The sequence below is a fragment of the uncultured Dokdonia sp. genome, from assembly GCF_937910895.1.
Lineage (GTDB): Bacteria > Bacteroidota > Bacteroidia > Flavobacteriales > Flavobacteriaceae > Dokdonia.
The window spans coordinates 65,253-91,544 of sequence record NZ_CALEMI010000091.1; the positions used below are offsets into that span (position 1 = coordinate 65,253).

28 protein-coding genes are annotated in these 26,292 nt (G+C 37.0%); 20 read left to right on the forward strand and 8 right to left on the reverse strand.

Annotation, left to right across the window (positions count from 1 at the left end; all coding sequences use genetic code 11):
- Positions 1-437 precede the first annotated feature (437 nt).
- Positions 438-1,211: a M90 family metallopeptidase gene (locus tag Q0505_RS11560; RefSeq protein WP_299212953.1), complete on the reverse strand. Its 774-nt coding sequence runs from the start codon at positions 1,209-1,211 to the stop codon at positions 438-440.
- 345 nt (positions 1,212-1,556) lie between these two features.
- On the opposite strand from Q0505_RS11560, the gene msrA reads away from it, so the two are divergent.
- A complete protein-coding gene (gene msrA, locus Q0505_RS11565; protein WP_299212956.1) occupies positions 1,557-2,213 on the forward strand; it encodes a peptide-methionine (S)-S-oxide reductase MsrA in 657 nt (218 codons plus the stop codon).
- On the opposite strand, the gene Q0505_RS11570 is transcribed toward msrA, so the two are convergent.
- Complete coding sequence (locus Q0505_RS11570) at positions 2,210-3,013, reverse strand: class I SAM-dependent methyltransferase (RefSeq protein ID WP_299212958.1); 804 nt, start codon at positions 3,011-3,013, stop codon at positions 2,210-2,212. The genes msrA and Q0505_RS11570 overlap by 4 nt on opposite strands.
- Positions 3,014-3,036: 23 nt before the next feature.
- On the opposite strand from Q0505_RS11570, the gene Q0505_RS11575 reads away from it, so the two are divergent.
- Positions 3,037-3,690 (forward strand): flavin reductase, encoded by a 654-nt coding sequence (locus Q0505_RS11575; protein WP_299212960.1) that lies wholly within the window; start codon positions 3,037-3,039, stop codon positions 3,688-3,690.
- 102 nt (positions 3,691-3,792) lie between these two features.
- Positions 3,793-4,611 carry a 3-deoxy-8-phosphooctulonate synthase gene (gene kdsA, locus Q0505_RS11580; protein WP_299212962.1) on the forward strand — a complete coding sequence of 273 codons (819 nt, stop codon included), beginning with the start codon at positions 3,793-3,795 and terminating at the stop codon, positions 4,609-4,611.
- 548 nt (positions 4,612-5,159) lie between these two features.
- Here the strand turns inward: kdsA and Q0505_RS11585 are convergent.
- Complete coding sequence (locus Q0505_RS11585) at positions 5,160-5,513, reverse strand: DUF1801 domain-containing protein (RefSeq protein ID WP_299212964.1); 354 nt, start codon at positions 5,511-5,513, stop codon at positions 5,160-5,162.
- Between the two features lie 143 nt (positions 5,514-5,656).
- Here Q0505_RS11585 and Q0505_RS11590 point away from each other — a divergent pair, with 143 nt between their 5' ends.
- Genes Q0505_RS11590 through Q0505_RS11605 form a run of 4 tightly spaced genes read left to right on the forward strand, consistent with a single transcriptional unit; the run spans position 5,657 to position 10,795 of the window.
- Complete coding sequence (locus tag Q0505_RS11590; protein WP_299212966.1) at positions 5,657-7,012, forward strand: Gfo/Idh/MocA family oxidoreductase; 1,356 nt, start codon at positions 5,657-5,659, stop codon at positions 7,010-7,012.
- Positions 6,967-8,109 carry a galactokinase family protein gene (locus Q0505_RS11595; RefSeq protein WP_299212967.1) on the forward strand — a complete coding sequence of 381 codons (1,143 nt, stop codon included), beginning with the start codon at positions 6,967-6,969 and terminating at the stop codon, positions 8,107-8,109. The genes Q0505_RS11590 and Q0505_RS11595 overlap by 46 nt, the downstream gene beginning before the upstream one ends.
- On the forward strand, positions 8,106-8,972 hold the full coding sequence (locus Q0505_RS11600; protein ID WP_299212969.1) for a sugar phosphate nucleotidyltransferase: 867 nt from the start codon (positions 8,106-8,108) through the stop codon (positions 8,970-8,972). Before Q0505_RS11595 ends, Q0505_RS11600 begins: the two co-directional genes overlap by 4 nt.
- 11 nt (positions 8,973-8,983) lie before the next feature.
- The gene (locus Q0505_RS11605) at positions 8,984-10,795 is read left to right on the forward strand and encodes a sodium:solute symporter family protein (RefSeq protein ID WP_299212971.1); all 1,812 of its coding nucleotides are present in this window, start codon (positions 8,984-8,986) and stop codon (positions 10,793-10,795) included.
- A 130-nt stretch (positions 10,796-10,925) separates the two neighbouring features.
- On the opposite strand, the gene Q0505_RS11610 is transcribed toward Q0505_RS11605, so the two are convergent.
- Together Q0505_RS11610 and Q0505_RS11615 are read right to left on the reverse strand one after the other, a co-directional pair.
- Positions 10,926-11,252 (reverse strand): hypothetical protein, encoded by a 327-nt coding sequence (locus tag Q0505_RS11610; protein ID WP_299212973.1) that lies wholly within the window; start codon positions 11,250-11,252, stop codon positions 10,926-10,928.
- Entirely contained in the window at positions 11,239-11,487 is a 249-nt protein-coding gene (locus Q0505_RS11615) for a hypothetical protein (RefSeq protein ID WP_299212975.1), read from the reverse strand. The genes Q0505_RS11610 and Q0505_RS11615 overlap by 14 nt, the downstream gene beginning before the upstream one ends.
- Before the next feature lie 354 nt (positions 11,488-11,841).
- Between Q0505_RS11615 and Q0505_RS11620 the strand changes: the two genes are divergently transcribed.
- The gene (locus Q0505_RS11620; protein WP_299212977.1) at positions 11,842-12,336 is read left to right on the forward strand and encodes a hypothetical protein; all 495 of its coding nucleotides are present in this window, start codon (positions 11,842-11,844) and stop codon (positions 12,334-12,336) included.
- Positions 12,337-12,367: 31 nt separating this feature from the next.
- Here Q0505_RS11620 and Q0505_RS11625 read toward each other — a convergent pair whose 3' ends face one another.
- Positions 12,368-14,362: an alpha/beta fold hydrolase gene (locus Q0505_RS11625; RefSeq protein WP_299212979.1), complete on the reverse strand. Its 1,995-nt coding sequence runs from the start codon at positions 14,360-14,362 to the stop codon at positions 12,368-12,370.
- A 110-nt stretch (positions 14,363-14,472) separates the two neighbouring features.
- Here Q0505_RS11625 and Q0505_RS11630 point away from each other — a divergent pair, with 110 nt between their 5' ends.
- The 7 genes from Q0505_RS11630 to Q0505_RS11660 all read left to right on the forward strand — a co-directional run bounded on the left by Q0505_RS11630 (position 14,473) and on the right by Q0505_RS11660 (position 19,377).
- On the forward strand, positions 14,473-15,126 hold the full coding sequence (locus tag Q0505_RS11630) for a hypothetical protein (protein WP_299212982.1): 654 nt from the start codon (positions 14,473-14,475) through the stop codon (positions 15,124-15,126).
- A gap of 227 nt (positions 15,127-15,353) precedes the next feature.
- The gene (locus Q0505_RS11635; protein ID WP_299212984.1) at positions 15,354-15,644 is read left to right on the forward strand and encodes a transcriptional regulator; all 291 of its coding nucleotides are present in this window, start codon (positions 15,354-15,356) and stop codon (positions 15,642-15,644) included.
- A 67-nt stretch (positions 15,645-15,711) separates the two neighbouring features.
- Complete coding sequence (locus tag Q0505_RS11640) at positions 15,712-16,182, forward strand: Coq4 family protein (protein ID WP_299212986.1); 471 nt, start codon at positions 15,712-15,714, stop codon at positions 16,180-16,182.
- Positions 16,179-17,582: a DUF4153 domain-containing protein gene (locus Q0505_RS11645; RefSeq protein ID WP_299212988.1), complete on the forward strand. Its 1,404-nt coding sequence runs from the start codon at positions 16,179-16,181 to the stop codon at positions 17,580-17,582. The genes Q0505_RS11640 and Q0505_RS11645 overlap by 4 nt, the downstream gene beginning before the upstream one ends.
- Positions 17,579-17,884, forward strand: a complete 306-nt coding sequence (locus tag Q0505_RS11650) for a hypothetical protein (RefSeq protein WP_299212990.1) — start codon at positions 17,579-17,581, stop codon at positions 17,882-17,884. The genes Q0505_RS11645 and Q0505_RS11650 overlap by 4 nt, the downstream gene beginning before the upstream one ends.
- Positions 17,885-18,074: 190 nt before the next feature.
- Positions 18,075-18,449 carry a DUF2809 domain-containing protein gene (locus Q0505_RS11655; RefSeq protein ID WP_299212992.1) on the forward strand — a complete coding sequence of 125 codons (375 nt, stop codon included), beginning with the start codon at positions 18,075-18,077 and terminating at the stop codon, positions 18,447-18,449.
- A 13-nt stretch (positions 18,450-18,462) separates the two neighbouring features.
- Complete coding sequence (locus Q0505_RS11660; protein ID WP_299212994.1) at positions 18,463-19,377, forward strand: glutaminase; 915 nt, start codon at positions 18,463-18,465, stop codon at positions 19,375-19,377.
- Positions 19,378-19,476: 99 nt separating this feature from the next.
- On the opposite strand, the gene mnmD is transcribed toward Q0505_RS11660, so the two are convergent.
- Positions 19,477-20,160 carry a tRNA (5-methylaminomethyl-2-thiouridine)(34)-methyltransferase MnmD gene (mnmD, locus tag Q0505_RS11665; RefSeq protein WP_299212997.1) on the reverse strand — a complete coding sequence of 228 codons (684 nt, stop codon included), beginning with the start codon at positions 20,158-20,160 and terminating at the stop codon, positions 19,477-19,479.
- 107 nt (positions 20,161-20,267) lie between these two features.
- Positions 20,268-20,789 (reverse strand): DUF4920 domain-containing protein, encoded by a 522-nt coding sequence (locus Q0505_RS11670; protein WP_299212999.1) that lies wholly within the window; start codon positions 20,787-20,789, stop codon positions 20,268-20,270.
- 226 nt (positions 20,790-21,015) lie between these two features.
- Here Q0505_RS11670 and Q0505_RS11675 point away from each other — a divergent pair, with 226 nt between their 5' ends.
- The 5 genes from Q0505_RS11675 to Q0505_RS11695 all read left to right on the forward strand — a co-directional run bounded on the left by Q0505_RS11675 (position 21,016) and on the right by Q0505_RS11695 (position 26,152).
- Positions 21,016-22,062, forward strand: coding sequence for a branched-chain amino acid aminotransferase (locus Q0505_RS11675; protein ID WP_299213001.1), 1,047 nt, complete (start codon positions 21,016-21,018; stop codon positions 22,060-22,062).
- 289 nt (positions 22,063-22,351) lie between these two features.
- Complete coding sequence (locus Q0505_RS11680) at positions 22,352-23,125, forward strand: M48 family metalloprotease (protein WP_299213003.1); 774 nt, start codon at positions 22,352-22,354, stop codon at positions 23,123-23,125.
- 140 nt (positions 23,126-23,265) lie between these two features.
- Entirely contained in the window at positions 23,266-24,780 is a 1,515-nt protein-coding gene (gene gpmI / locus Q0505_RS11685) for a 2,3-bisphosphoglycerate-independent phosphoglycerate mutase (RefSeq protein WP_299213005.1), read from the forward strand.
- Between the two features lie 152 nt (positions 24,781-24,932).
- A complete protein-coding gene (locus Q0505_RS11690) occupies positions 24,933-25,529 on the forward strand; it encodes a thioredoxin family protein (RefSeq protein WP_299213007.1) in 597 nt (198 codons plus the stop codon).
- A gap of 458 nt (positions 25,530-25,987) precedes the next feature.
- On the forward strand, positions 25,988-26,152 hold the full coding sequence (locus tag Q0505_RS11695; RefSeq protein WP_299213009.1) for a hypothetical protein: 165 nt from the start codon (positions 25,988-25,990) through the stop codon (positions 26,150-26,152).
- Positions 26,153-26,292: the final 140 nt, after the last annotated feature.

Below are 26,292 nucleotides of genomic sequence, written 5' to 3' on the forward strand. Positions count from 1 at the left end.
TAAAATTATCTAAAGTTCTTTGAGTTACAGTAACTACCGATCAATATTTACTTTCTAATTGTTTCATTGCCGCTGAGGCAGAAAACTCATAAAATGAGCTATTCCCTTCATCTCAAATACTCTATGATTAGTAGCATATATATTCATTTTGTTACCCATCTTTTTTTGTTTTTTTATTTCCACACTTCGACAATGCTCAGCATAAACTCTGATGGAAATCTCATCCTTCTTTGTTTAAATCATTTTTATCATTATATGCCGCTCTCTTAAAAAACAAACCTAATTCTATTTTATATAAAAACCGAGTCTCAATGAGGTAACACTTCGTTTGGTTGAGGGAAATGAATTCATGCTTCCCTTAACGCTGTACAATAATACAATAGCGTGTATGTGTTCACAAGAAATAACAAAACTTGAATCAGTCTTTTCAGTAAAAGCTATGAAATTGTATCAGTACCAAAACAAGTAGCTAACATCGCATAGAGTTCAGGATGTTTTCTTTTAAAAAGAGTTGGGCGTTCAAAAAAATATTCAGATGCCACGGCAAAAAATTCTGTTTGACTCGTACCTCCATAGCTCCGTATATCTGAAGTGTCATTATTGATGGCCTCCATTTCTTTATGCATCAAAGCAAGCCATGGCGCGATGTATTGATGTTCTAGTAAGCGTTCTGGAATTCCGTCGGTAGCGCCGTCGGTGTGGTCTAGTAGATGTACAAATTCGTGAATAGCGGTATTTCCTTTATCGGTGGCATTTCTAAATCCGTGGTGTAACGCTTTACGCGAAAGGATCATCTGGTTCTTAAAACGCCCCGTACCGACCAATCCTGCAATTTTACGCCCCTGAACATCCGCTGTAAAGGATAGGTTTTCATCAAAATAATCTGGATAAATTAATACCGTACTTAAATTATTATAATGCCATTCTTTAAATCCAAATACGGGAATCACAGCACTTGCTGCAACCAAGATGGTATCAAATTCTTTCAATTCAAATTGAACCGCTTCCACATTGATTTCTTGTAAAAAGAGCATCATGCGCTTCTGAAAAATCAATTGCTTTTCTTCCTTCAATTTTTTATAAAAGGCCACATTTTTAAGAAGTAACTCGTGCCAATGCTTTGGAAACGATTTGGGTTGTTTCTTAGTACGCTTTCGCGAAAGCAAAAAAAATACAATTACAATTAGTACTATAGGAATGATATACGCCATTGGTGTAAATATAGAAAGGATCTAAGAATGTTTGTCAAACACAGTCTAAAATTTCAACCTTTGAGTGTCTAAAAATATTTAGTTCCGCTCTACGTCCACACAACCTTTCCTATATAGTGAAGCTGCGTTGTATCCCAAAATAATGCATATCTATTGTAAATGACATCGTAGTAAAGATCACTACAAATACTATGAGAACTGCTATTATTTTATGAGATATATTTTTTATAATGAAGTTCAAAATTACAAAATAACTTGAACCCTATTTTCATTAACAAAGCCTTAGGATGGAAACTAGTAAGATTCTCGTAATTTAGTAGACAAAAACGAAAAGAAAAATCAAATATGAAATTATCCATCATGATTACAGGGCTTGTCCTAGCTATTTCTTGTCAAAGCAAATCTCATAAAATTAGCGAACCAACTGCTTCTCTTGATCCCGTTCAAACTCAAACCCAAGATGGGCTTTCTAAAGCCTATTTTGCCAGTGGATGTTTTTGGTGTGTGGAAGCGATTTATGAAAGTGTAAAAGGCGTAGAAGAATCCATATCTGGATACAGTGGAGGGCATACGGAGAATCCAACCTATCAATCTAGTAATACAGGTCGTACAGGTCATGCAGAAGCTGTAGAGATTTATTATGATCCCAATGTTGTCTCTTTTGCAACGCTTGTTGATGTCTATTTTGGATCTCAAAATGTGACACAAGTCAATGGTCAAGGACCCGATAGAGGATCTCAATATCGTTCCATCATTTTTTACCAGAATGAAAAAGAAAAGGAGATTATCCTTGAAAAAGTAAAAGAACAGGAAAAAATCTATGGAGAAGGTAATGTCGCCGCTTCCATCTTACCATTTCAAAAATTCTGGAGAGGAGAAGACTATCATCAGGATTATGAACGATTAAACCCAGGAAGCGGATACATACAAAATGTATCAATCCCAAGATTGCGTCGTTTTCAAGCGAAGTTTCCTCATTTACTAAAAGAGAATGCACATTAAGGCTTTCTAACTTTTAGTTCAAACAATAGCGGATATAAACGGTCTTTAGTTACATAAAGACCGTTTTCGTTTTGTATCAAATCGGGTAATACATTATACGGACTCTCATCATGTTCTCTGAGAAATTCTACGATCAATCCTTGCTCCGTGAGTGCAGAAATCACTTCACCAAGTCCATGATTCCATCCATACTCCTTGCTGACCATAGAAGAATCACTGTCTGCGTATGTCCCTTCATACTCTTCATAAATAGCTTCTTTTTGATGGTACCCATAGCGTAACTCCGCTTTTCCTGAGCTATAATCAAACATCCAAACTAAAGGATGAAAATCTACGATATAAAATATTCCACCAGATCGTAAACGCTCTGCAATCATCTTGCCCCATGGCTTTAAATCCGGCAACCACCCTATCGTTCCATAGCTTGTAAATACAATATCAAATTGTTCTTTTATATAAGCAGAAGTTTCCAGCACATTACATCGTACAAAAGTGGCATCAAGCTGAAGATCTTTGGCTAACTTCTGAGCCAATGCAATCCCTTCATCACTTAAGTCAACGCCTGTACAGCTAGCACCCATTCTGGAAAAACTCAAGGTATCTTGTCCAAAATGACATTGCAGATGCAATAGTGATTTTCCGTTTACATCGCCTAAGGCTTGCAATTCATACCTATTTAAAGAGCTTTCTCCAGCAAGAAATCCATCCATATTATAAAAATCGCTTTGGGCGTGAATCGCTACTTTTTGATTCCACGTGTCACGATTAACTTTAAAATAATCAGGGTTGGCATCAGACATAATTTGTATTTTTGAAATAAACTTTGAAAAAGATACTACATTTTGACAAGAACGCTATGGACGCGATGGACAAACGATTCAGAGCCAACTTCATCAATAGTGTCACTGGATATAAATCGGCTAACTTACTAGGAACTGTCAATCAAGAAGGCGTTACCAATCTTGCTGTATTTAGTTCGATTACCCACTTAGGGAGTAATCCTCCATTGGTGGGCTTTATTACCCGACCCACGGTCGTAGAACGCCATACATACGCTAATGTTAAAACAACGGGGTTTTTTACCGTCAACCATATTCACGCCGCCATTATTGAAGAGGCTCATCAAACATCGGCACGATACGATACCCAAGTTTCTGAGTTTGATGCCACAGGACTCACTGCAGAATTTATCAAAGATTTTAAAGCGCCTTTTGTCGTAGAAGCACATATCAAAATTGCGTGTCGTTATGTAAATGAATACCACATTAAAGAGAACGGGACCTTGCTTGTTGTAGGTGCTATGGAGGATATTTACCTTCCAGAAGGCATTCACGATACAGAAGATGGTTGGATAGATTTAAGTAAAGCTCGTGGCGTGACGATTAACGGCCTAGACAGTTATGCAGAACCGCAATTACTAGATCGTTTGCAATATGCAAAACCAGATACACCCACCACATCTATTCTCAAAAAGTAAGTGTACTTTCAATTTGTTATACCCTTTCTGATATGGATTTCCTTTATCTTTGTTGATATTTCTTAGTATGCTTTCGCGAAAGCGTACTCAACACAAAACACTATGCAATTATCAAAAATCCCTAAGCTTAAACATACTGATGTAGATAACTTCTTTTTACTTGCTGGTCCTTGTGCTATTGAAGGAGAAGATATGGCGATGCGTATCGCAGAAAAAGTATTGGAGATCACAACAAAACTAGAAATTCCGTATGTATTTAAAGGAAGTTTTAGAAAAGCCAATCGTAGTCGTGTCGATAGTTTTACAGGAATTGGAGACGAAAAAGCATTAGAAATTCTTGCAAAAGTTTCTGAAAAATTTGATGTTCCCACCGTAACCGATATTCACGAAGCATCAGATGCAGCACTTGCAGCAAAATATGTGGACATTCTGCAAATCCCAGCCTTTTTAGTACGCCAGACAGCGCTTGTCGTCGCTGCTGCCAAAACTGGAAAAGTAGTCAATCTAAAGAAGGGACAATTTATGTCTCCAGAAAGCATGCAGCACGCCGCCAGAAAAGTAACCGACTCTGGAAATGAACAAGTCATGATTACCGATCGCGGTACAATGTTTGGCTATCAAGATATGATTGTCGATTTTAGAGGGATTCCTACGATGCGACAATACGCTCCTACAGTACTTGATGTGACACATTCATTGCAACAACCTAATCAATCTAGTGGTGTCACTGGCGGTCGTCCAGATATGATTGAAACAATTGCTCGTGCAGGGATTGTCAATCACGTAGACGGTCTTTTTATAGAAACCCACTTTGATCCTGCAAATGCAAAAAGTGATGGAGCCAATATGCTTGATCTTGCGCATTTGGAAAAACTACTCACCAATCTAGTGGCGATCCGTAAAACCATTAATGCGTTGTAAGTAAATCTTATATTTCTTTAGTAAAAAGACGTCTAAAATAATCTCAAATATCGTTTCGAACGCAGTCGAGAACTATACTTATATTAGTGTTTAGTCAAACATTGCGTTGAAAGGTATAAACTTAAGAACAAGACCTTAACCCAATACTAAGAATCGAGCCGAGAGTTAAAATAAGAAACTTAGATCCCGCTGAAAAAAGCGGAATTAGTTCAACTAACTGTTTTATGTGTTTTTCAGACTTTAGGTAGGAGATGAGTAGAAAAGTTAAGTTATTAGATTCCAATCTAAATATAGATCGAGACATAGATCCCGCTTTCAGCGGGATTAGTTCAACTAACTGTTTTGTATGCGTCTTTCAGACTTTACAAAACAGTGTTTCACTAAAAAGGGAGCCTTCCCCCAAAGGCTCCCTGCTTGCTAGATAAGGTACATAATATTCATGTAATTGATTAGCAAGTTTACGTTTCAGTTAAACTTCTACAAAAATAAGGCGAAGACTTTTAATAACCCTTTAAAATGTTAAACGTTAACATTACGGTAATAGTATTTTAGCTTTTTTTATTGAGGTTTGCTGCCGCTTTCAAAACATTCTGTAATACCTCCACATCAATATCTTCCAGCGAATAGTATCGTAACGATCTGAGTGTTTTACGTTTCTCTCCAGCAATGAGATGCTCTTTATGAATGTCAATATGAATTCCTGATGTAATACCTAGGTCCACAAATGTTTTTCTAAAATTAAGAAAACAACACATTTTCCCATGCACACTGTAAAATGGCAAATGCCACTTAAACTGTTCTTCTACTTCAGGAATGGTATGCTTAATAATTACTTGTAACTCCATGAGTATGCTACGCCAAGGTTCTGGTTTTGATATAATATAATCTTCGGCAGGGTTCAAGGGTATTGCTTTTTAATGTTAGCTTTATATTATAAAAGTACTAAAAAAGAATTTCTATACGCTTTCGCGAAAGCAATCCAAAAAGAATACCCCTACTAATTTTTAAAATCCCTATTTTTAAGCAACCTAATACTAGATACGATATGAGTTCACGACGTGATTTTGTAAAGAAAACAGCCTTAGTGACCGCAGGAATTGCACTAGCGCCAACCTTAGCCTATGGTGGTACAAAAACTACAAAAGATATCTTGCGTGTTGCTCTTATCGGTGTAGGACTACGAGGCACCAATCATCTAACGAATTTACTACAACGTAAAGATGTAACGGTAGAAGCGATATGCGATATTGATTCGACGAGAATTACCATCGCCAAAGAACATATTGCCAAAGCTGGATTTAAAGCTCCAAAAGTATTTGGTAAAGACGATTATGATTATAGAAATCTTCTGGAAGATAAGAATATAGATGCTGTCATTATTTCTACGCCTTGGCTATGGCACACCCGTATGGCAGTAGATGCTATGAAAGCGGGAAAATATACAGGCGTCGAAGTGTCGGCAGCCAATACCATGGAAGAATGCTGGGATCTGGTTAATACACACGAAGAAACAGGAAGTCATTTGATGATCCTAGAAAATGTGAATTACAGACGTGATATCCTAGCGGTGTTGAACATGGTGCGACAGGAAGTGTTTGGAGAATTGATCCATTTTAGATGTGGGTATCAACACGACTTACGTTTTGTCAAATTAAATGATGGCGTAACTCCCTATGGAAAAGGCGTTGAGTTTGGAGAAAAAGGAATTTCAGAATCCAAATGGCGTACGCAACATTCTTTATTGCGCAACGGCGATGTCTATCCTACACACGGCGTAGGACCGATGGCGACGATGTGTAATATCAATAGAGGCAACCGATTTATGTCTATGACCTCTCATGCGACCAAAGCTGTGGGTCTCAAAAAGTATATTATTGAAAATGGTGGCAAAGACCATCCTAACGCAAAATTGAATTGGAAACAAGGCGATGTGATCACGTCTACAATTGACACCGCCAACGGAGAAACAATTATTGTCACCCATGATTGTAACTCCCCACGTCCCTACTCACTTGGGTTTAGAGTACAAGGAAGTCAAGGCCTGTGGGAAGTCGATGGCAGTCGCATTTATATAGAAGGAAAAAGCGAACCCCATCGCTGGGATGATGCCAAAGCCTGGTTAGATAAATACGACCATCCATTATGGAAAAAGTATGGTGAATATGCTACAGGATCTGGTCACGGAGGGATGGACTTTTTTGTCTTGAATGCTTTTGTCGAATCAGCTAAAGAAAACCTAGCACCACCATTGGATGCGTATGATGCCGCCGCTTGGAGTGCAATTACACCACTCTCCGAGGCTTCGATTGCCAATAATGGCGAGCCACAAGATTTTCCCGACTTTACGAGAGGATTATGGGTACGTCGCAAGCCCTACAACTGGATAAAAGATACGTATTAGTGTTGGCTATGATTTCAAAAGCGCCTGGACGTATTTGTCTTTTTGGGGATCATCAGGATTATTTAGAACTCCCGATTATCGCCTGTGCCATCAATCGATATATTACCATACAAGGAATGCCTAATGGTAACGATTCGTTGGTGATTCACTTGCCAGATCTTATGGAGAAGAAAGTTTTACGCTTTCGCGAACCTGCCTTGCTGGCAGGCAGGAGCAATCTCAACCCTACCAAAGGCAATCACCTCAAAACGTCTTTGTTTGTCGTGCAGAAATATGGTTGTCTTCCTACTCAAGGCTACGATATTACCATACAGGGAGATATTCCTATCAATGCTGGTTTATCGAGTTCCTCGGCGATGGTGGTGGCTTGGGTACATTGGTTATTTGCGACTTTTGGTTGTGATCAAGACATCACGCGTGAATTGATAGGAAAAGTGGCTTATGAAGCTGAGGTCGTTGCTCAAAACGCGCCTGGTGGAAAAATGGATCAATACACGAGTGCTATTGGAGATATGATCTATCTAGAAACCGATTCACAGTCAAAATGCCGTAAAATAGATACACCCTTAGAGGGATTGATTATTGGCGAATCAGGGGTTTCCAAAAACACTGTAGGTGTTCTAGGCGATATCAAAGGCAAATCTCTTAAAGCGATTGCGATGGTACAAAAAGAAGTCTCTTCTTTCAAACTTCCGTTAGCAACACTTGATTCGTACGAAACGTATAAAACAATCTTACCAATAGCTCTTCAACCATTTTTATATGCAGCGATACAGAATCATCTCATTACACAAGAGGCGGTTTTCGCTTTAAGCGAAAAAGAAATTGACTATAAAAATATAGGGCGTTTACTCAATGCGCATCACGATGTTTTAAAAAACACCTTAAAAATTACCGTTCCTCTTATTGATGAGATGATCGATGCAGCATTGCAGGCAGGTGCCTATGGTGCAAAAATAGTAGGCTCTGGAGGCGGCGGATGCATTTGTGCCCTAGCGCCTTTAGACAAACAGCAAGCCGTTGTAGAGGCTATTCAACACGCAGGTGCAAAAGATGCATACGGCGTACAGATCAGTAAAGGAGCGCATATTCTATGACAAACAACCTCATTATACTCGCTGGCGGCACTTCCTCTCGTATGAAAAAATCAACAGCTTCAGCATTGTCTGAAGAGATGGTCACACAGGCAAATACACGAAGTAAAGCATTGATATTGCTCAACGACCGGCCGATGCTCGATTACGTATTATACAATGCAAAACAAGCCGGAATCACAAACGTTATTATCGTGATTCATCCTAAAGGCGGATTATTTAAAGAATATTATGGATTGAAAGATCAAGGGAATGACTTTCATGGATTGACCATTTCGTATGCGGTGCAACATATTACAGAGGGTCGTGAAAAACCGCTGGGTACTGCAGATGCTTTAGTACAAGCCATGGATCAATATCCTAGATTAAAAACGGATTCTTTTCTGGTGTGTAATTCTGATAATTTATATAGTACGAAGGCTTTTTTCGCTTTACGCGAAAACAAAAATGCACATGCTTTTTTAAATTATGATCGGAATGCGCTCAAGTATCCTATGGAACGGATTGCTCGATTTGCCTTAACCAAAACAGATGCAAAAGTATATTTGCAAGCTATTATTGAAAAACCTGATACTTCCAGTATTGAAGATTACAAAAACCCAGATGGTACGTTTCGAGTGAGTATGAATATTTTTAAATTTGAAGGCGCTACCTTTTATCCATATCTGCTTGCTTGTCCTATGCATCCAGAGCGTCTTGAAAAAGAACTTCCCACAGCTATTCTTGCGATGATAAAAGATCATCCAAAAGCGATGCAAGCGATTCCTTTTGCAGAACACGTACCTGATTTGACAGGAAAAGATGATATTTTTATTTTGAATGCCTATCTTTCTACGCACATTCCAACCCTAGACTGGGATCAATAACCTTTACACCTATGATTGATTTATCGACGTTAGACCTTGTGATCATTATTGCCCTCTTTGCCATCATCCTATCCATAGGATTTTATGTCGGCAAAACCTCGGGTAAAGATACCGCGCAATACTTTTTATCAGGTCGTAATATGCCTTGGTGGTTACTCGGACTTTCGATGGTAGCGACCACCTTTTCTACAGACACACCAAATTTGGTGACGGATATTGTGCGTACCAATGGAGTTTCTGGAAATTGGGTGTGGTGGGCATTCCTCGTGACAGGATTATTGACCGTTTTTGTGTATGCCAAACTTTGGCGTAAGTCGGAGGTAAAAACGGATATTGAGTTTTACGAATTACGATACGGAGGTGCTCCGGGTAGATTTTTACGTTGGTTTAGAGCTGTGTATTTAGGAATTATTTTTAATGTCTTAGCCATGGCGGGTGTGACATTGGCTGCGATCAAAATAGGGCAAGTCATGTTAGGATTAGATCCCGTAACAACCGTTGTGATTGCAGGCGCCATCACCGTAGTATTTAGCGCTATTGGAGGGTTTAAAGGGGTTGTTTATACCGATTTTATTTTATTCTTTGTTGCCATGGCGGGTGCTTTTGGCGCTGCGTATTATATCGTGGGAATGCCTGAAATAGGCGGACTTGACGCTTTAATGGCGCACGAAAACGTAAAAGACAAACTCAATATTTTACCCGATTTTGAGGATACCAACACCTTAATTACGTTACTTATCATTCCGCTTGCCGTACAATGGTGGAGTAGCTGGTACCCAGGATCAGAACCTGGCGGTGGTGGCTATGTCGCACAGCGTATGCTGGCTGCCAAAGACGAAAATCACGCCATAGGCGCAACCTTTTTTTACAATATTATGCACTATGCATTACGTCCTTGGCCGTGGATTTTGGTGGCATTAGCCTCGCTCGTGGTTTTTCCAGATCTCACTAGTATCCAAGAAGCTTTTCCTAATGTAGCTGAAGATAAACTCGGACACGATCTTGCCTACTCTGCCATGCTGACCATGCTTCCAAGCGGATTGTTAGGTCTGGTCCTCGCCTCGCTTTCTGCCGCCTATATGAGTACCATTAGTACCCACTTGAATTGGGGTGCTTCGTATGTGGTGAATGATGTATATGCGCAACAAATCAAACCTGATGCTTCTGAGAAAGAATTAGTGGCTGTAGGTCGTATCACCACAGTTATCTTGATGATCATCAGTGCGATTATCGCACTTGCCCTTACCAATGCGTTACAACTTTTTGACATTATTTTGATGTTTGGAGCAGGTACAGGACTCATTTTCATCCTTCGTTGGTTCTGGTGGCGGATCAATGCGTGGACAGAAATCAGCGCGATGATTGCGTCTGGAGTCATCTCGATACTTGTCACTTTTACGACCTTAGGAGAGATGCTGTTTGGGGAAGGTGGGGTTTTTCCCGCTTACGCGAAATTTCCATTTGTTGTATTCTCATCAACCTTGATATGGTTGCTTGTTACGTTCTTGACCCAACCAGAATCCAAAGAAGTCCTCTATCGTTTTTATAAGAAAACACAACCAGGAGGTCCAGGATGGAAAAAAGTATTGGATGATGCGCAAGAAGACCAAGAACAATTAATTAAAACTTCTGAAGCGTGGAGTGTTCCTGCGGGGATTCTAGCCATGCTCGTGGGCTGTGTGTTTATTTATAGTGCGATGTTTACTACAGGATATTTTATCTACGGAGAAACGACCAAAGCATTTGCATTGCTGGCGACGTGTATTATTTCTGGAATCATCTTATCACAGATTTGGAAACATATTAAGGGGAAAGTGCTTTGATTCTAATAGTGTTTACTGATGATAGTTTCTGAAAATCGGAAATGAGAAAACTGGTTATTGGAATTTGGAACTCTAGTCCTTAGTTTATTCTTCGTAGGACTTGCTCATATAGTGAAGATGAAGAAATAGATTAAGTGTTTTTTAAAATACCTTTTAAATTTTCTGGATCTTTTTGATTATTCCAAAATAGAAGTAACTCTATTACCATTCTATCTTCGTAGATATCAAAAAATAGTGTTGTTTGCTTAGATATAACAAAAGATCGCATATTAGTAGTTTTAGAAATTCTACCTTCTACGATACCTGACTCTAGCTTATTAATAAACGCAGAGACTAAGTCCATAAACTTAATCACTTCGTCAATATTGAACTTTACATTAATGAAATCTAGTTCTTGTTGGTAAGATAAGTCGGCAAGCTCAGTCCAAAGGATATCGTATAATTTATCCTGCGGCATTATATTTTGTTCTGTATTTAGCCATTACGTCTTTATGCGGAGTTAGTTTTCCTTGTTTGGCTTGTAATCTACTCTCTACTAATAAGTCTTGTATTGCTTCTGGTAGTTCATCAAAGAAGTCGATCTCTTCATCTTTTTGATACGATTCAAAAACAGCCTTAACAATGCGTAAGATTTTATCGTCAGCTATATTTACATACTGTTTTACTATGTCTTTTAGTTCTGCTGTTCCCATAATTACAGGTATTATACCACAAATATAACGAAAGTTCCTCCCGTTACGGTATGGGTATCAAAAATCTATCTATAAGAATTATGAAAGTACATGACAATTCAGTAGCTGCCCACGTATGAAAAATGAGATGTTTCAAACTACATATCGGGAATGAGTCGATACTAAGTAAGGTATATCCCAAAAGGGTTCAAAAGTCCTTAAAAATTAAGTGTAGTTACAATACATTCGCGTTTGAACTAAATTAGACACAAAAAGTTAAAATTTTACTATTCACTTCAAAATGCACAACAGTTCAAACAAACTTTAAAATTTATTTTGTACAATCTATACTAGGTGTTTTATATATTTGAATAGATGAAAAAGATTTTAGTTACACTCCTTCTGTTGGTCTCATGTTCGAGCCTGATTTCCGCGCAAGAAAATACTGCGATTTACAAAGAGGCATTGCGCATTATTGAGAATAGCCCTACGTATAAAGAATTAGGTATTGAGTCTTATACAACCTCCGAAACCTCCATAAGTTTTGGAAATCAAGCGTATGCTTTTTGGCTAGATGACTCGACGTTAAATTTTCCTGATCGTGATTTTGAGAATTATTTTGGAGAATTATATGCTCCTATTGAGATTCCTGCGTTTAAAGAACTTTGTCAAAAGCGAAGGTCAAAATTTGTGTTCTTTGTCACCGAAACAGAAAACAATGTGTTTGTTATAGAAATCCTAGTTTTCAATAGAAAACGACGTGGGAAATATCCTAAATTCTACCAAGGAAAAAGCTACTCATTTCTGTTTAGAAAAGATGCAGAAAACAGTGTGAAGCTGATGCACAATTTGGAGATTGTGAATAATTAGATTCATTTTAGTTTTTAAAAAAACTATTTTATTAATGCTTTTCAAAAAAATTATTTGAGGTATTTAATATATATCCCAATCCATTTGTGTCAAATATTGTGTGTCCTTCATACTGCAAAACTTCTAATTTCACATCCTTTTTGTTCTCTTCTAAAAGTCTTGCCATTTCTCGAGCTTGTTCTATAGGAATAATCTTATCTTTTTTTCCATGAAAAATAAGAATAGGCTTTTGGAGATCCTTGGCAAAATTAATTGGACTTATTTCTTCCAAGTATTTACCTTTATTAGACCCTAATGCTTTATTCCAAAACTCATAAGAAAAGTAATTTTTTTCTTTTTTTTGAAATTTCATCCAATCTTTAATATCTGTAGGTGCTGAAACTGCAACACCTGCTGCAAAGAGATTTGGATATTTAAGTAAACTCATATACGTTGCATATCCCCCGTAGCTATGACCAAAAATAAATACATTTTTCTGATCAATAGAATACTTTTCAATAACTTCTTTTGTAGCATCAGCGATATCATTAATCATGATTTTGTCGATACTACTTACACCTGCTAATAAATGTGATTTTCCAAATCCTGTAGATCCTCTAAAATTCACTCTTAAAGTGGCATATCCTCTACTAGCAAAATATTGAGAAAAATCATCAAATTCCCAATAATCTCTTGACCAAGGTCCGCCATGCGGTATCACTACTAACGGGATTGGTTTTTGATGAGATGGATCTTGTAAAGGTAAATTAAGATAACATGCTATTTTCTTATCATCACGAGCATTGATAACAATACTTTTTGTTTTTGACAATTTATATTTATTCAATTCGTCATTAAAGTGAAACATAACGGCATAACTATTATCAGATGTGTCATAAACCCCTATGTTGCCTGCATTATTATCACTCCATTGATGAATTAAAAAGCGTTTATTATTTGCATCAGCATCTATAATATCATTAATGTATCCAATATATTCTGTGTTAAGCTTTGTGCTTATTTTTCCATATAATGATGAAAACCATTTATACTGAGGTGTAAGACTTTCATATTTTATACCTGCTAGTTCTCCTTTCGAGTAATCAAATATAAAATCTATATCTCTTCCGTGAGGGTCTTTTACATCACAAAGAGCATCTTGAACTAAGACTTTCTCTACCATCTTATTTTCAAGATTATAAGATATTAGTTGACGTTTATCACTTTCATGATTTGATGTTAAATAAACAATATTTGAATCATACCCAAAACCTTCAAAAAGCACAGATTGGTCTAAATAAGATTCTCCATCTATGGTCAAACTAAATTCAGTCCCGTCTATATACACAACAAATGGGAACAATTCGTTTTGTTCTGAGTTATATTCAAATTGAGTAATCTGTTTATCTTCAAATTTAAGAGCAAATCGAGGATTTCCATAAGCATCAACAATCCACTTATTTACTTTATGTTTTTTTCCTTCAATAACAGTTATTTTTTCACCTGTAAAAATATTTACTCTTTTAAGAGATGCATGAATATTATAATCATAGGTCTCTATTAAAATTTCATTTTCATTCTCAGGTAATAAACTAACTACGGTATTGTATCTATAATTTTTATGTTGCTTGTAAGAATCTTTTGTAAGCTTATCTGCTAATCTGTTTACGAGTTTAATAGAATTATTTCCATCAATATCCATTGCTAAGATTTCTCCAGATGACTCATACATAATACGCTTTGAGGTTAACCATACAATGTTATCTATAGTTTTAGATCCCATAGAAATTTCTTTGTACAATTTATATCCATCAATATCTACAATGATAAGGTCACTTGTAAAATCATCTTCTACAATTTGTGCAAAATATTTACCATCTGGAGAAATAGAAAACGTATGACGATTATTTTTCTTTAAAAGTATTTCAATCGGTACAGGTTTAGGTATTGAATCTTGTGCTACTACTCTTGGAAAAACAAATAGCAAACAAATAAAAAGAAGTGTTTTTTTTATCATATCTAATAATAAGATATAAAAGTAATTCATTCCTAATATTTTCGAAAGGAAACTATTGGTATTTTTTAACTTATAATATTTATTTTTTCCCTTGCACAACTCAAAATAAACAGTAACTTTGAATTTCAAAGTACTTTACTATGGAGTCAAATAAATATTTAGAAGATATTGTCAGTATCAAATCGATGATGAGTAAATCCTCACGATTTATGTCCTTAAGCGGACTTTCAGGTATACTGGCTGGAATATATGCCTTAATAGGCGCTTTGGTAGCTCATAACATTCTTACAACCGAACAGCTTACCTCTGGTGGTGCAAGGTACGCCTCGGTTGTGGGATTGATAAACGCGTATCTTGCACATCCATCGGGTGCCAAATTATTCTTAGTCGGTTGCATCGTACTAATGGCGGCTGTAGTCACGGGAATTATTCTCACGATACGTAAAGCCAAAAAACACGAAGAAAAAATATGGGATCCTTCTTCTAGACGATTGCTTATTCATTTTTCGATTCCGTTGTTTACAGGGGGTGTGTTTTGTGTGGTTTTATTACAATATGGTCTCATCGGTCTCGTAGCGCCGTGTACGTTGATTTTTTATGGATTAGCGCTGATTAATGCGAGTAAATTTACATTAGGAGATATTAAATATCTAGGGCTTGCCAATGTCATTATAGGATTAGTCAGTACCCAATACATAGGCTACGGTCTTTACTTCTGGGCGCTAGGTTTTGGAGTTTTCCATATTATCTATGGAACGAAGATGTACTTAAAACATGATATGAATAAAAAATAAACGGGTGGTTGTTTACTTTTAAAATGTAATTTTTCTGAACATTTTAAAAAAACTTTCCGTCACAAAAATCAGAGAAGAAAAGTATAAAAAACACGATATAAAAAAAGAATACATTTGCAACAAAAGTATTAAACTAAGATCCCGCTGAAAAAGCGGAATTAGTTCAACTTACACTGTTGAGTACGTCTTACAGACTTCTCAAAATTGAGTTTCACTAACAACAAACTATGTCTATAATAACCAACATCAACAAAGCTTTTGATCACAGGATTCGCCTGGGGATTATGAGTGTATTGATGGTGAATGAAAGTGCGGATTTTAAGGAACTAAAAGAACTGCTCGGTGCTACTGATGGCAACTTAGCAAGTCATACAAAAGCGCTAGAAAAAGAGGACTATATCTCTGTAAACAAAACATTTATTGGCAGAAAACCGAATACTAGTTACAGTGCTACAAGGAAAGGAAAAGCCGCTTTCCAAAAACACATAGAAGCACTAGAAAAACTCATCGGAAAATAATTATGCAATCAAGATAAAACTATATTTTTTTATCATTTTGCTTTGAAATACAAAGTACTTTTAAATTATGAAAACACTACGCTATTTACTTTTAGAACGACTGTACGAATGGAGCAAACTCCCGTACAGACTTCTCTTTAAACAAGAAGCTCCCTGGGATATTCCTGTCAAAGCATTACTCCGCTATCCTGTAGAAAGTTTAGGGTATCACTTAGGATGCTTCTTACTACAGCATGACTTTACGCCAGAACCTCAACTAGAAGATCACGACATCTATCACGTGCTAACAGGTAGTGGCATTTCTGTTCCTGAAGAGGTTGCCATGCAGTTTTACCTTTTTGGTAATGGCAAACGATCACTCTACCTCTTTATGGTTTTGATGCTTGGCACAGTTTTATTCCCAGATCACATCAAACGCTTTTGGACCGCTTTTAAAACAGGAAGAAAAGCACATCCCTTTTACCATCTTAATTTTTTAAAACTATTACATCAACCGCTCACCACTTTACAATACACCTTTAAAATCAATACCCTATGAAACGTCAACTTATTTTATGGATCAGTGCTTTAGCATTTAGTACGTTGTTTTACAAACAAGACCTCGGAATCAATATGTTCATTTTTGCTATTATCGCCGTCGTTACGGTATTTTTTGCACGTAAAGAAGTTTTTAAACGAACAGATATGCGTATCGCGACATTGATATATCTTATGACTTCGTTGTTTGTTTTTACCAATCATAGTGCGCTCGCTATATTTATGTCTTTTATCACATTTATTGTCTTTGCAGGCACCATTTCTGGAACTAAAAACGCCATTTATATACAAGGTATCAGTGGCTTGTACCAGTCATTACTAGGAGCCTTGCATTATTACATGTCTCCTAAAAAAGAAAGAAAAGCAGCCACACCACAAAAAAAGCGAGATTATGGCTTTATTCTTTTATGTGTATTGTTGGTCACAGGCCTTCCAATCATCTTTGCTTCTTTGTACAGTCAAATCAATCCTATTTTTGAAAAATGGATCGCTGTAATTGATCTTTCTTTTATTAATATTTCTTGGCTTCTAATGACGGGTATGGGATATGTATTGCTCAATAACATCACAGCGCCTGCGTCTTTACAAATGCTTACAGATGCAGATAGCGCCTTACGCCAAGACATGACAGAAGTCTCTATTTCTGAAACGCAAGAGCCTGTCTTACATAAAGAGCAATTATTGGGTTCTCTTGTCATTGGAGTTCTCAATGCGCTGATACTCTTTTTTCTGGTTGTCGATATCTGGTATGTCACCAACACTCCTTTACGACACGCTCCAGAACTATCTAAAACAGTACACGAAGGAGTAGGTGCTTTAATCGCTTCGATTGTGATTGCAATTACGTTGATTATTATTCTTTTTAGAGGAAGCCTTAATTTTTACAAAAACAGCCACCGACTTCGCATCCTCACCTATATCTGGATCATTCTAAATATTATACTCGTACTAGTGACGTTCTTTAAAAACTACATATACATCACTGACTTCGGACTTACCTACAAACGTATTGGAGTTCTCATTTATCTCACTTTATGTGTTGCTGGTTTGATCACCACCTATTTGAAAGTGGCGTATCGTAAAAATATATATTACCTCATACGCTTCAACGCAAGAATTGTGTTTATGGTGATTGTACTGATGAGTAGTTTCAGTTGGAGTAGAGAGATTACACGATATAATCTATCGCAGGTAGCACGGCCTGATTTGAATTATTTGGAGACTATGGGAAGAAATCATATTGATCTTTTATACGCTTTCGCGAAAGCGTACCCAGAAAAATTCTCTTACACCTCCATGGAAAACATAGAACGGAGGCATACTTCTCACCTAGAAAACTTGGAAAATGAAACTTGGCAATCTGCTACCTTACAAGGAATTAAATACAAGAATAAACCATGAAAACCATCATATATCCCATCAACCGATTTGCACTAAAACTTACAGTATTTAGTCTCTGTTTTGGTATCCTTCAAGTTATTATATATGCCATATATCCTAATGACACGTCTATATATATTGGGCTTTTGCATTTGTATCCAACCATAGCGATACATACGATTGTACTTCTAATAGTTCTTGTAAACGGTATTAAAAATTATAAAGATATAGGAGAACATTTTTTAGTGATACTCACCATGCTTGCTAACATTCCTGTCGCTTTAGGTTGCTTTTATGCCGTAATCACACTTTCAGATTTATAAAAAAACATTTCATCTCAAAAATCAACGAATTCAGCAGTTTATTTGTAGGTTTTTTATATTACACGTGGTACACCTCGTTCAGTCAAAGTAAAAAAAAGAGTAACATTATGCTCAATAAATCCCTCATTCCAGTTTCTCCCAAAGAGAGAAATAATCTATAGCTAAGTCAATTATTTTTTATAAAATAGTGATGAGATTTAAAATAACATACTTCTTTGCTTTTTGCCTACTTCTTATCATAGAAGTAGGCATCGCAATGTTTATGAACGATCAGATTATACGTCCGTTTGTGGGCGATGTATTAGTGGTGCAATTAATCTATTGTTTTGTACGTGCGTTTACTTTTTTTACCTATCTAAAAGCGATTATAGGCGTACTTCTTTTTGCCTATCTCGTCGAAGCCATTCAAGCGACTTCTTTTATAGTTTGGATAGGGCTATCTGAGAATAAGGTGGCAAAAATTATATTGGGTAGTACTTTTGACTGGAAAGATTTGCTGGCGTATACGCTAGGTGCTTTGCTTATTCTTATATTTGAGAAGTACTATAACATCTCGAGTACCTAAGACTTAAAACACTATGGACTGCCATAAAATAATAGAAGACACCTATGCTCATATTTTGAGTAAAGAAAATAAGGGAGCCGTTGCTACCTACATTCCTGAATTAGGGAAAGTAGACCCTGCTCATTTTGGCGTTTGCCTTACCACAAATGATGGTACTCAATACACCGCGGGGGATGCTTATAGTCCTTTTTCCATACAAAGTATTGCAAAGGTTTTATCCTTAAGTTTAGCATTATCACTTGAAGATACTATGATTTGGCAACGCCTTGATGTAGAACCCTCTGGGTCGGCATTTAATTCGTTAGTACAATTAGAATCAGAAAATGGGATTCCTCGTAATCCGTTGATTAATGCGGGGGCAATTGTAGTGTGTGATATTTTATGCAGTCATTTAAAAGACCCAAAAAAAGAACTCATCGGGTACATAAGAGACGTAGCAAATAATGATACTATTCAGTATTCTGAAACCATTGCGCAGTCGGAGAAATCAAATGGATATTTAAATGTCGCTTTGGTCAATTTTATGAAGTCGTTTGGCAATATCAAAAATGATGTCGAACAAGTGATTGATCTTTATTTTTACCTTTCTTCTATAGAAATGACGTGTTGCCAACTCTCTAAAACGTTTGGCTTCTTGGCTAATGGCGGCAAACAACTCATCACCAATAAACAGATTTTAACGCGTTCTCAATCCCAGCGTGTGAATGCGATTATGCAAACCTGCGGTTTTTATGATGAGGCAGGTGAGTTTGCTTATAAAGTAGGATTGCCAGGTAAAAGTGGCGTAGGTGGTGGTATTGTTGCAGTATTACCCAACTCCTACAGCATTAGTGTTTGGAGTCCAAAACTTAATGAAAAAGGGAATTCGTATCGTGGTATGAAATTTCTACAATTATTTACAGATACCACACGTGAGACTATTTTCTAGTATATATGTATTGATAGTGCTTTCGTATTTTCGACTAGCTTACTATAAATTTCACTTGCGTGAAAATATATAACAGCAATCAAACCCCAAAAACAAACATTAGATTTTTGTTGCCCGTAACATTTCGCGTTTCCCTGGAGGACCTGGTAAACGTTCGACTTCAAAACCAACGGCTTGTAGGGCCCTGCGGACACTTCCTTTGGCAGCGTAAGTCACTAAGACTCCATTTTCGCGCAAAGCGGTATACATTTTTTTAAAAATCATTTCACCCCAAAGTTCAGGCTGAACTCTTGCTCCAAACGCATCAAAATACACAAGATCAAATGCATTCTGGTCTATAATATCTTCAAAACGTTGTTGGCGCTTTGTCAACTGAAACAAAGGCGAGATCTCCTCTTGAGATTCCCATGGCGTTTTGTGAAGGCTGTTATATACTCCTTGTGCATCTTTCTCTTTTATAAGAGAAACATAATCCATCGCTTTGATCTCTTCTGAAGAGATTGGATAGGCTTCTATGCCCGTATATTGAATCGAAGTTTGTGTTTTTTGGGCTTCAAAAAAGGTCAGTAAGACATTCAATCCTGTTCCAAAACCCATCTCTAAGATCGCGATAGGGGTTTCTTTTTGATAGGATGATTTAGAACGATAATGGGCTAATCCCATTTTCAAAAATACATGGTTGGCTTCTTGAATCGCGCCATGTTTGCTATGGTACTGTTCATCCCACTCAGGTATATGAATGGTTTTTGATCCGTCTCCTGTGATGATGATTTCGCGCTTCATATAAAAATATAAACATCACCTATACTAAACATATAGGTGATGTGTGATCATATTAGTAAGCCTTCGACAAACTCCGTTTGAGGATTTTAATGTCTTTTTTGGAAGTTTTACTTCTCCATCAAAACCCCAGTTGCCATGAGTTTAAACTCACGTTTTGGTTCTGTAATGGCTGCAATTTCTTCGGCAGATAATCCGCCATCTTCTGCTAAATGTTTTTGCTCATCGACAGAGGTTTCTTCTACAAAAGCTTTTCCTTCTACAATCGCCTCTCCATCTGAATCTGTAGGAACAAAAAATGCGTAATCTTTGAATTTTACATACACCTCTTCTCCTCCTATATCAAGACGCATCCAGCATCCCATGCTTTTACACACCGCTTCAATAGGCGCTTTAAACTTTACGGTAACAGAATCTCCCGATTTTAAATTTTTATATTGTTCTTTTACACTTGAAACAGCCATCAGGTTCTGATCTGTGATTACCGCCCCATACGTAGCATAATCAGCTTGGACTACTTGCGCTAGATCTTTTGCGACAGCAACTTCTGCATCCCCAGTATTTACTTCTGTTTGCTCTTTACAACTTAGAGAAATAAGAGCGATGGCTAGTATAATAAGTTTTGTTTTCATCTGTTTAAAAATTTTTAATTTCTTAAAATATTACAAGAATTTGAATACATTCAGAAACGCTCATACATTTTAATCATTGTCTTGTTGTGAATTATCGAATGAAGAAAATGAATGTTCGTTTTAGTATTTAAAGTATCCAAAATTAATAATAATGCAAAATTATGAATTTATAAATAGCTTGGGGATGTTAAATTCTTAAATTTGCATAACGTTTACAAACACCGCAATGAATATTACAAAAGCTGAAAAGAGTAAAATAGAAGAAGTAGATTTTAATAACCTCACTTTTGGAAGTGTTTTTTCCGATCACATGTTTTTTTGTGACTACAAAAATGGCGCTTGGCAAGAACCTCAAATTGCACCTTATGGTCCTATAAGTATAGATCCTAGTGCCAAGGTTTTTCATTACGGGCAAGCTGTTTTTGAAGGTATGAAAGCTTTTAAAGATGATCACGGCGCAACGTGGTTATTCCGTCCAGAACAAAACTGGGAGCGTATTAATAAATCTTCTGAGAGATTGGCAATGCCTGCATTTCCTAAAGAAATCTTTTTTGAAGGTTTGAAAACGCTTCTTCATTTAGACAATGACTGGATTAAACCTGGTAATGGGAATTCGCTTTATATCCGTCCTTTTGTCATTGCAACGCAACCTGGCGTGTCTGCTTCTCCATCAGATCAATATCGATTTATGATTATTTGTGCGCCTGCACAAGCTTATTACTCTGGTGAAGTAAGCGTCCTTTTTGCTGAAGAATATAGCCGTGCTGCCGATGGTGGTGTTGGTTTTGCAAAAGCCGCAGGAAATTATGCTTCACAATTTTACCCTACAAATCTTGCAAAAGAAAAAGGATATCAACAAATTGTTTGGACAGATGCAAACTCTCACCAATATCTAGAAGAAGCAGGTACAATGAACGTATTCTTTAGAGTTGGCGATACGTTACTTACCGCTCCTAATAACGATCGTATTCTTGACGGCGTGACTCGTAAAAGTATCATACAACTTGCAAAAGATGCTGGAATACACGTAGATGTACGTCGGGTGAGTGTTTCAGAAATTGTGAACGCTGCAACCTCTGGCGAACTTAAAGAAATCTTTGGAGCAGGTACTGCTGCGGTGATTGTTCCTTTTAAAAGTTTCGGACATCAAGGAAAAGATTATGACCTCCCTTCTCAAGAAGATAGTTATGCCGCTCGATTCAAAAAAGCACTTAAAGATATTCAGTACAATCGTGCTGCCGATCCACATGGGTGGAGATATGAAGTGAAATGAGTTGATGAGTTGATGAAAATCTAACTTTTCAAAGTAGTATTCTTCCTTAAAACTTATCAGTTTTTATATACAGATTTATAAAATAGAGTAGTACTCTATTTTTAGAGTCGGTTATTTTGATACTGTTTTCGCTTTCGCGAAAATCACTCAATCATCTTACTTCCTGATTTAAATCTTAAAAAAACTTCACACTTCCAGCTTCCTGCTCCCAGTAAATTCCAATTCTCAACCTCTGACCACCGACTACTTTTTTTTGTACCTTAGTTCGACTAACTAAAAAATATAGACAATGCGACGTGGTGGCGGAATGAAAATAAGACTCCTTATTGGAGTTGCCGTGGTGGCTTTTGCTCTTATCAGGAATTGTAGCAGCAGAGAAGAAAATCCATATACAGGAAAGGTACAAGCAATTAGTATGAGTCCTGAACAAGAGATCCAGATCGGACTCGCCAATGCACCCGCGATGGCAGAGCAACATGGAGGATTACATCCTGACATGCAATTACAAGCTTTTGTAGATCAAATAGGAGAAAAACTGGTGTCGAGCAGTATGGCTCGTGAGACACCTTATCGATATGAATTTCATCTATTACGTGATGATCAAACCATCAACGCGTTTGCACTTCCTGGCGGACAAATATTTATTACCTATGCCTTACTTTCCAAATTAGAAAATGAAGATCAAGTCGCTGGTGTATTAGGCCACGAGATTGGTCACGTATTAGGAAAACATAGTGCCGAGCGTGTAGAAAACTCCAAAATGTGGCAAACCATCTCTATGGGTGCCGAAGTGGGTGGCGGTTATGGAGAAGCTGCTGGAGGCATAGGACAAAGCATTCTTTTAGGAAATGGCCGTGATGATGAGTTGGAAAGCGATGATCTTGGCGTACGCTTTATGATTCGTGCTGGGTATAACCCTTATGAAATGATAGAAGTAATGCGAGTTTTAAAAGCTGCTGGAGGTCCTAATCGCCAACCTGAATTTTCAAGTACACATCCCGATCCAGATAACAGGATAGAAAAAATTAAAGAATCTATAGAAAAATATGGATACAAAGGCTAAAACGTTTTCGTTAAAAGCATTCAAAAACCTCGCATTGGCGGGGTTTTGTTTTTTATCTTTACACTAAATTGTTAGGCTGAGCTTGTGGAAGTGATGTACTTCCTTCTACAATCTTCTGACCTTTACGTATGATATAGTTTATGAATAAGAAAACGATTCTAATGATACTCGATGGCTGGGGCATGGCACCAGACAAAAAAGTATCTGCTGTAGACCAAGCACAAACCCCCTTTATTGATAGTTTATATACCAACTATCCACATGCACAATTACTCACGCATGGTGAAAACGTAGGACTTCCTGATGGGCAAATGGGAAATAGCGAAGTGGGTCACATGAATCTTGGCGCAGGTCGGATCATTTATCAGGATTTTGCAAAAATAAATGTTGCTATAAAAAACGATTCTCTTAAAGATGAAAAAACACTGATAGATGCTTTTTCGTATGCAAAAGAAAACAACAAACCCGTCCACTTTTTAGGTCTTTTATCAGATGGTGGGGTACACTCTCACATCAATCACTTAAAAGGACTGATCAAAGCGGCTAGTGATGCAGGCGTACCACAATCGTATATTCATGCATTCACAGACGGTCGTGATGTAGACCCAAAATCGGGGAAAGCCTTTGTGGAGGAGATATCCGCTTTCGCGAAAGCGTACCACAGCCAACTCGCATCGGTCATAGGACGTTACTATGCGATGGACAGAGATAAACGCTGGGAACGTGTCCAAATGGCGTATGATCTTATTGTACACGGAAAAGGAACCCTTACCGAAAATCCTTTAAAAAATATACAAGCCAGTTATGATGAAGATGTCACCGATGAGTTTTTACAACCCTTAGTCTGTACGGAAAACGGAAAGCCCATCGCAACTTTACAAGAAGGAGATGTGGTGATCTTTTTTAATTTTAGAACAGATCGGGGTCGCGAACTCACAGAAATGTTGTCTCAAAAGGATTTTCCAGAGCAGGATACAAAAAAGCTAGACCTGTATTACGTGACGATGACCAATTATGACGACACCTTTTCAAGGATGCATATCGTATATGGTAAAGATAATTTGGCAGATACTTTGGGAGAAACACTCGCCAAAGCAGGCAAAAAACAGATTCGCATTGCCGAAACAGAAAAATATCCTCACGTTACTTTCTTTTTTAATGGAGGAAAAGAAACTCCTTTTGAGGGAGAATCTCGACTACTTTGTCCGTCTCCAAAAGTAGCTACCTACGATTTACAACCCGAAATGAGTGCGTATGAAATACGTGATAAAATCATTCCTGAAATTAAAAAAGGAGACGTCGATTTTGTTTGCTTAAACTTTGCAAATCCAGATATGGTGGGTCATACAGGCGTGATGGAAGCGGCCATAAAAGCGTGTGAAACAGTAGATCAATGTACTAAAGACATCGTAACCGCTGCACTAGAAAAAGACTATACGGTGATTATCATTGCAGACCATGGGAATGCAGAAACGATGATCAACCCTGACGGAACTCCAAACACCGCACACACCACAAATCCTGTTCCTATCATTCTAGTAGACAAAGATATCAAAACAATAAAAGATGGTATTTTAGCAGATGTGGCTCCTACGGTATTAAAACTCATAGGCGTAACACAACCTGCAATTATGGATCGCAAACCTCTTATTTAATATGACAAAAGAAAAAGTACCACATCTCTTATGGATGTTATTTGGATCTGGACTCTCTTACTCCTATTTCAGTAAAGAAGATTATCTAGTAGGTATTTTAGGGATATGCATAGTAATGAGCTTTGCTTACAAATTAATTAATACTAAAAAGAATGAAATTAAATAACACCTTTATTGCTCTTTTAATCATCTCGCTTTTTGCTCTTACTTCTTGTAATGAAAAGAAAACACAAACCGAAGTTACAGAAACCCCTGTAGAAGTGACCCCCGAAGAAACTGCAGAATTTGATCTCATCGATGATAATGGAGATCCTATTATTGTTGGCATACAAGAGCGAGCGACTTTAGAAAAGGAGCCTTATAAAAAATGGTTTGACGAAAGTTACAAAGAACATATCCTAGACACAGCTACTGTTGCTGCAATAAAGAATGATCTTGCCGAAGCAACCATTACCGTTTTTATGGGAACTTGGTGTGAAGATAGTCAGCGAGAAATTCCTGCTTTTTATAAAGTATTAGACCTCGCAAGAATCGATGCGGGTACCGTAAAACTCATTACCATTACTGAAGGCAAAGATGCTCCAGAAGAGCTTATCAAAGAAAATGATATTGAATATGTACCCACCATCATTTTTGAGAAACACGGAAAAGAACTGGGGAGAATTGTAGAGTACACTATCTTTAGTATGGAAAAGGATATAGAAAAAATTCTTACAGGAGATGGATATAAGCATCCGTATGCAGAATAAGGCATAATCAAAATTCTAAACAGAAAAGACCAGCGCATTGCTGGTCTTTTTTTATGGAACTATTTATTGACCCAAACAATAAAACTCTCAGAAAAAAATCATTGTAGAGTGCCTCCATAATAGATCTAAAAACCGATGCTAGACACCGCATAAAGGCAAAAATCTTGATACTTTACAAAGAATTAAATACGTAAAATTTAAACCTAACTAACCGAATAAAATTCAGATAAAAAAGGGGTTTGTATAAATTATTCAAATGATTTATCATGATGTCATAAATAGTACTTATAATATTCATAAAAATTTATAATAATCTGATTAACAATTAATTAACTAATTACAAAATATATGCTCATACATTTGAATCAAATAAAAAATATTCTTGTAAGGAATATATAGACACAAGCCTTGAGTGTCACAAAATGATCAGGGATAATTTAATTTTAAAAATTTTAATTATGTTAAAGAACATTTCAAGTTTAGGTAAGTCATTAAGTAAAGAAGAGCAAAAAGTAGTATCGGGAGGTAACATGGCTATTGATGATGGTGGTTTCGATTGCTATTGTAATGGAACATATAAAGGTAAAGCTACATCAATCCAAGAATGTTGGGATATGTGCTAAAAAGCACTCGTAAATTATATAAGAAAATGAGGCTGTCTAAAAAGGCAGTCTCTTTTTGTTTGTTTTTTTTGATTTCGTATCTTAATAACATGAAATCTAGTCCTGTATGGAAGACTAATAATCAGTCACAGTTAAGTCTT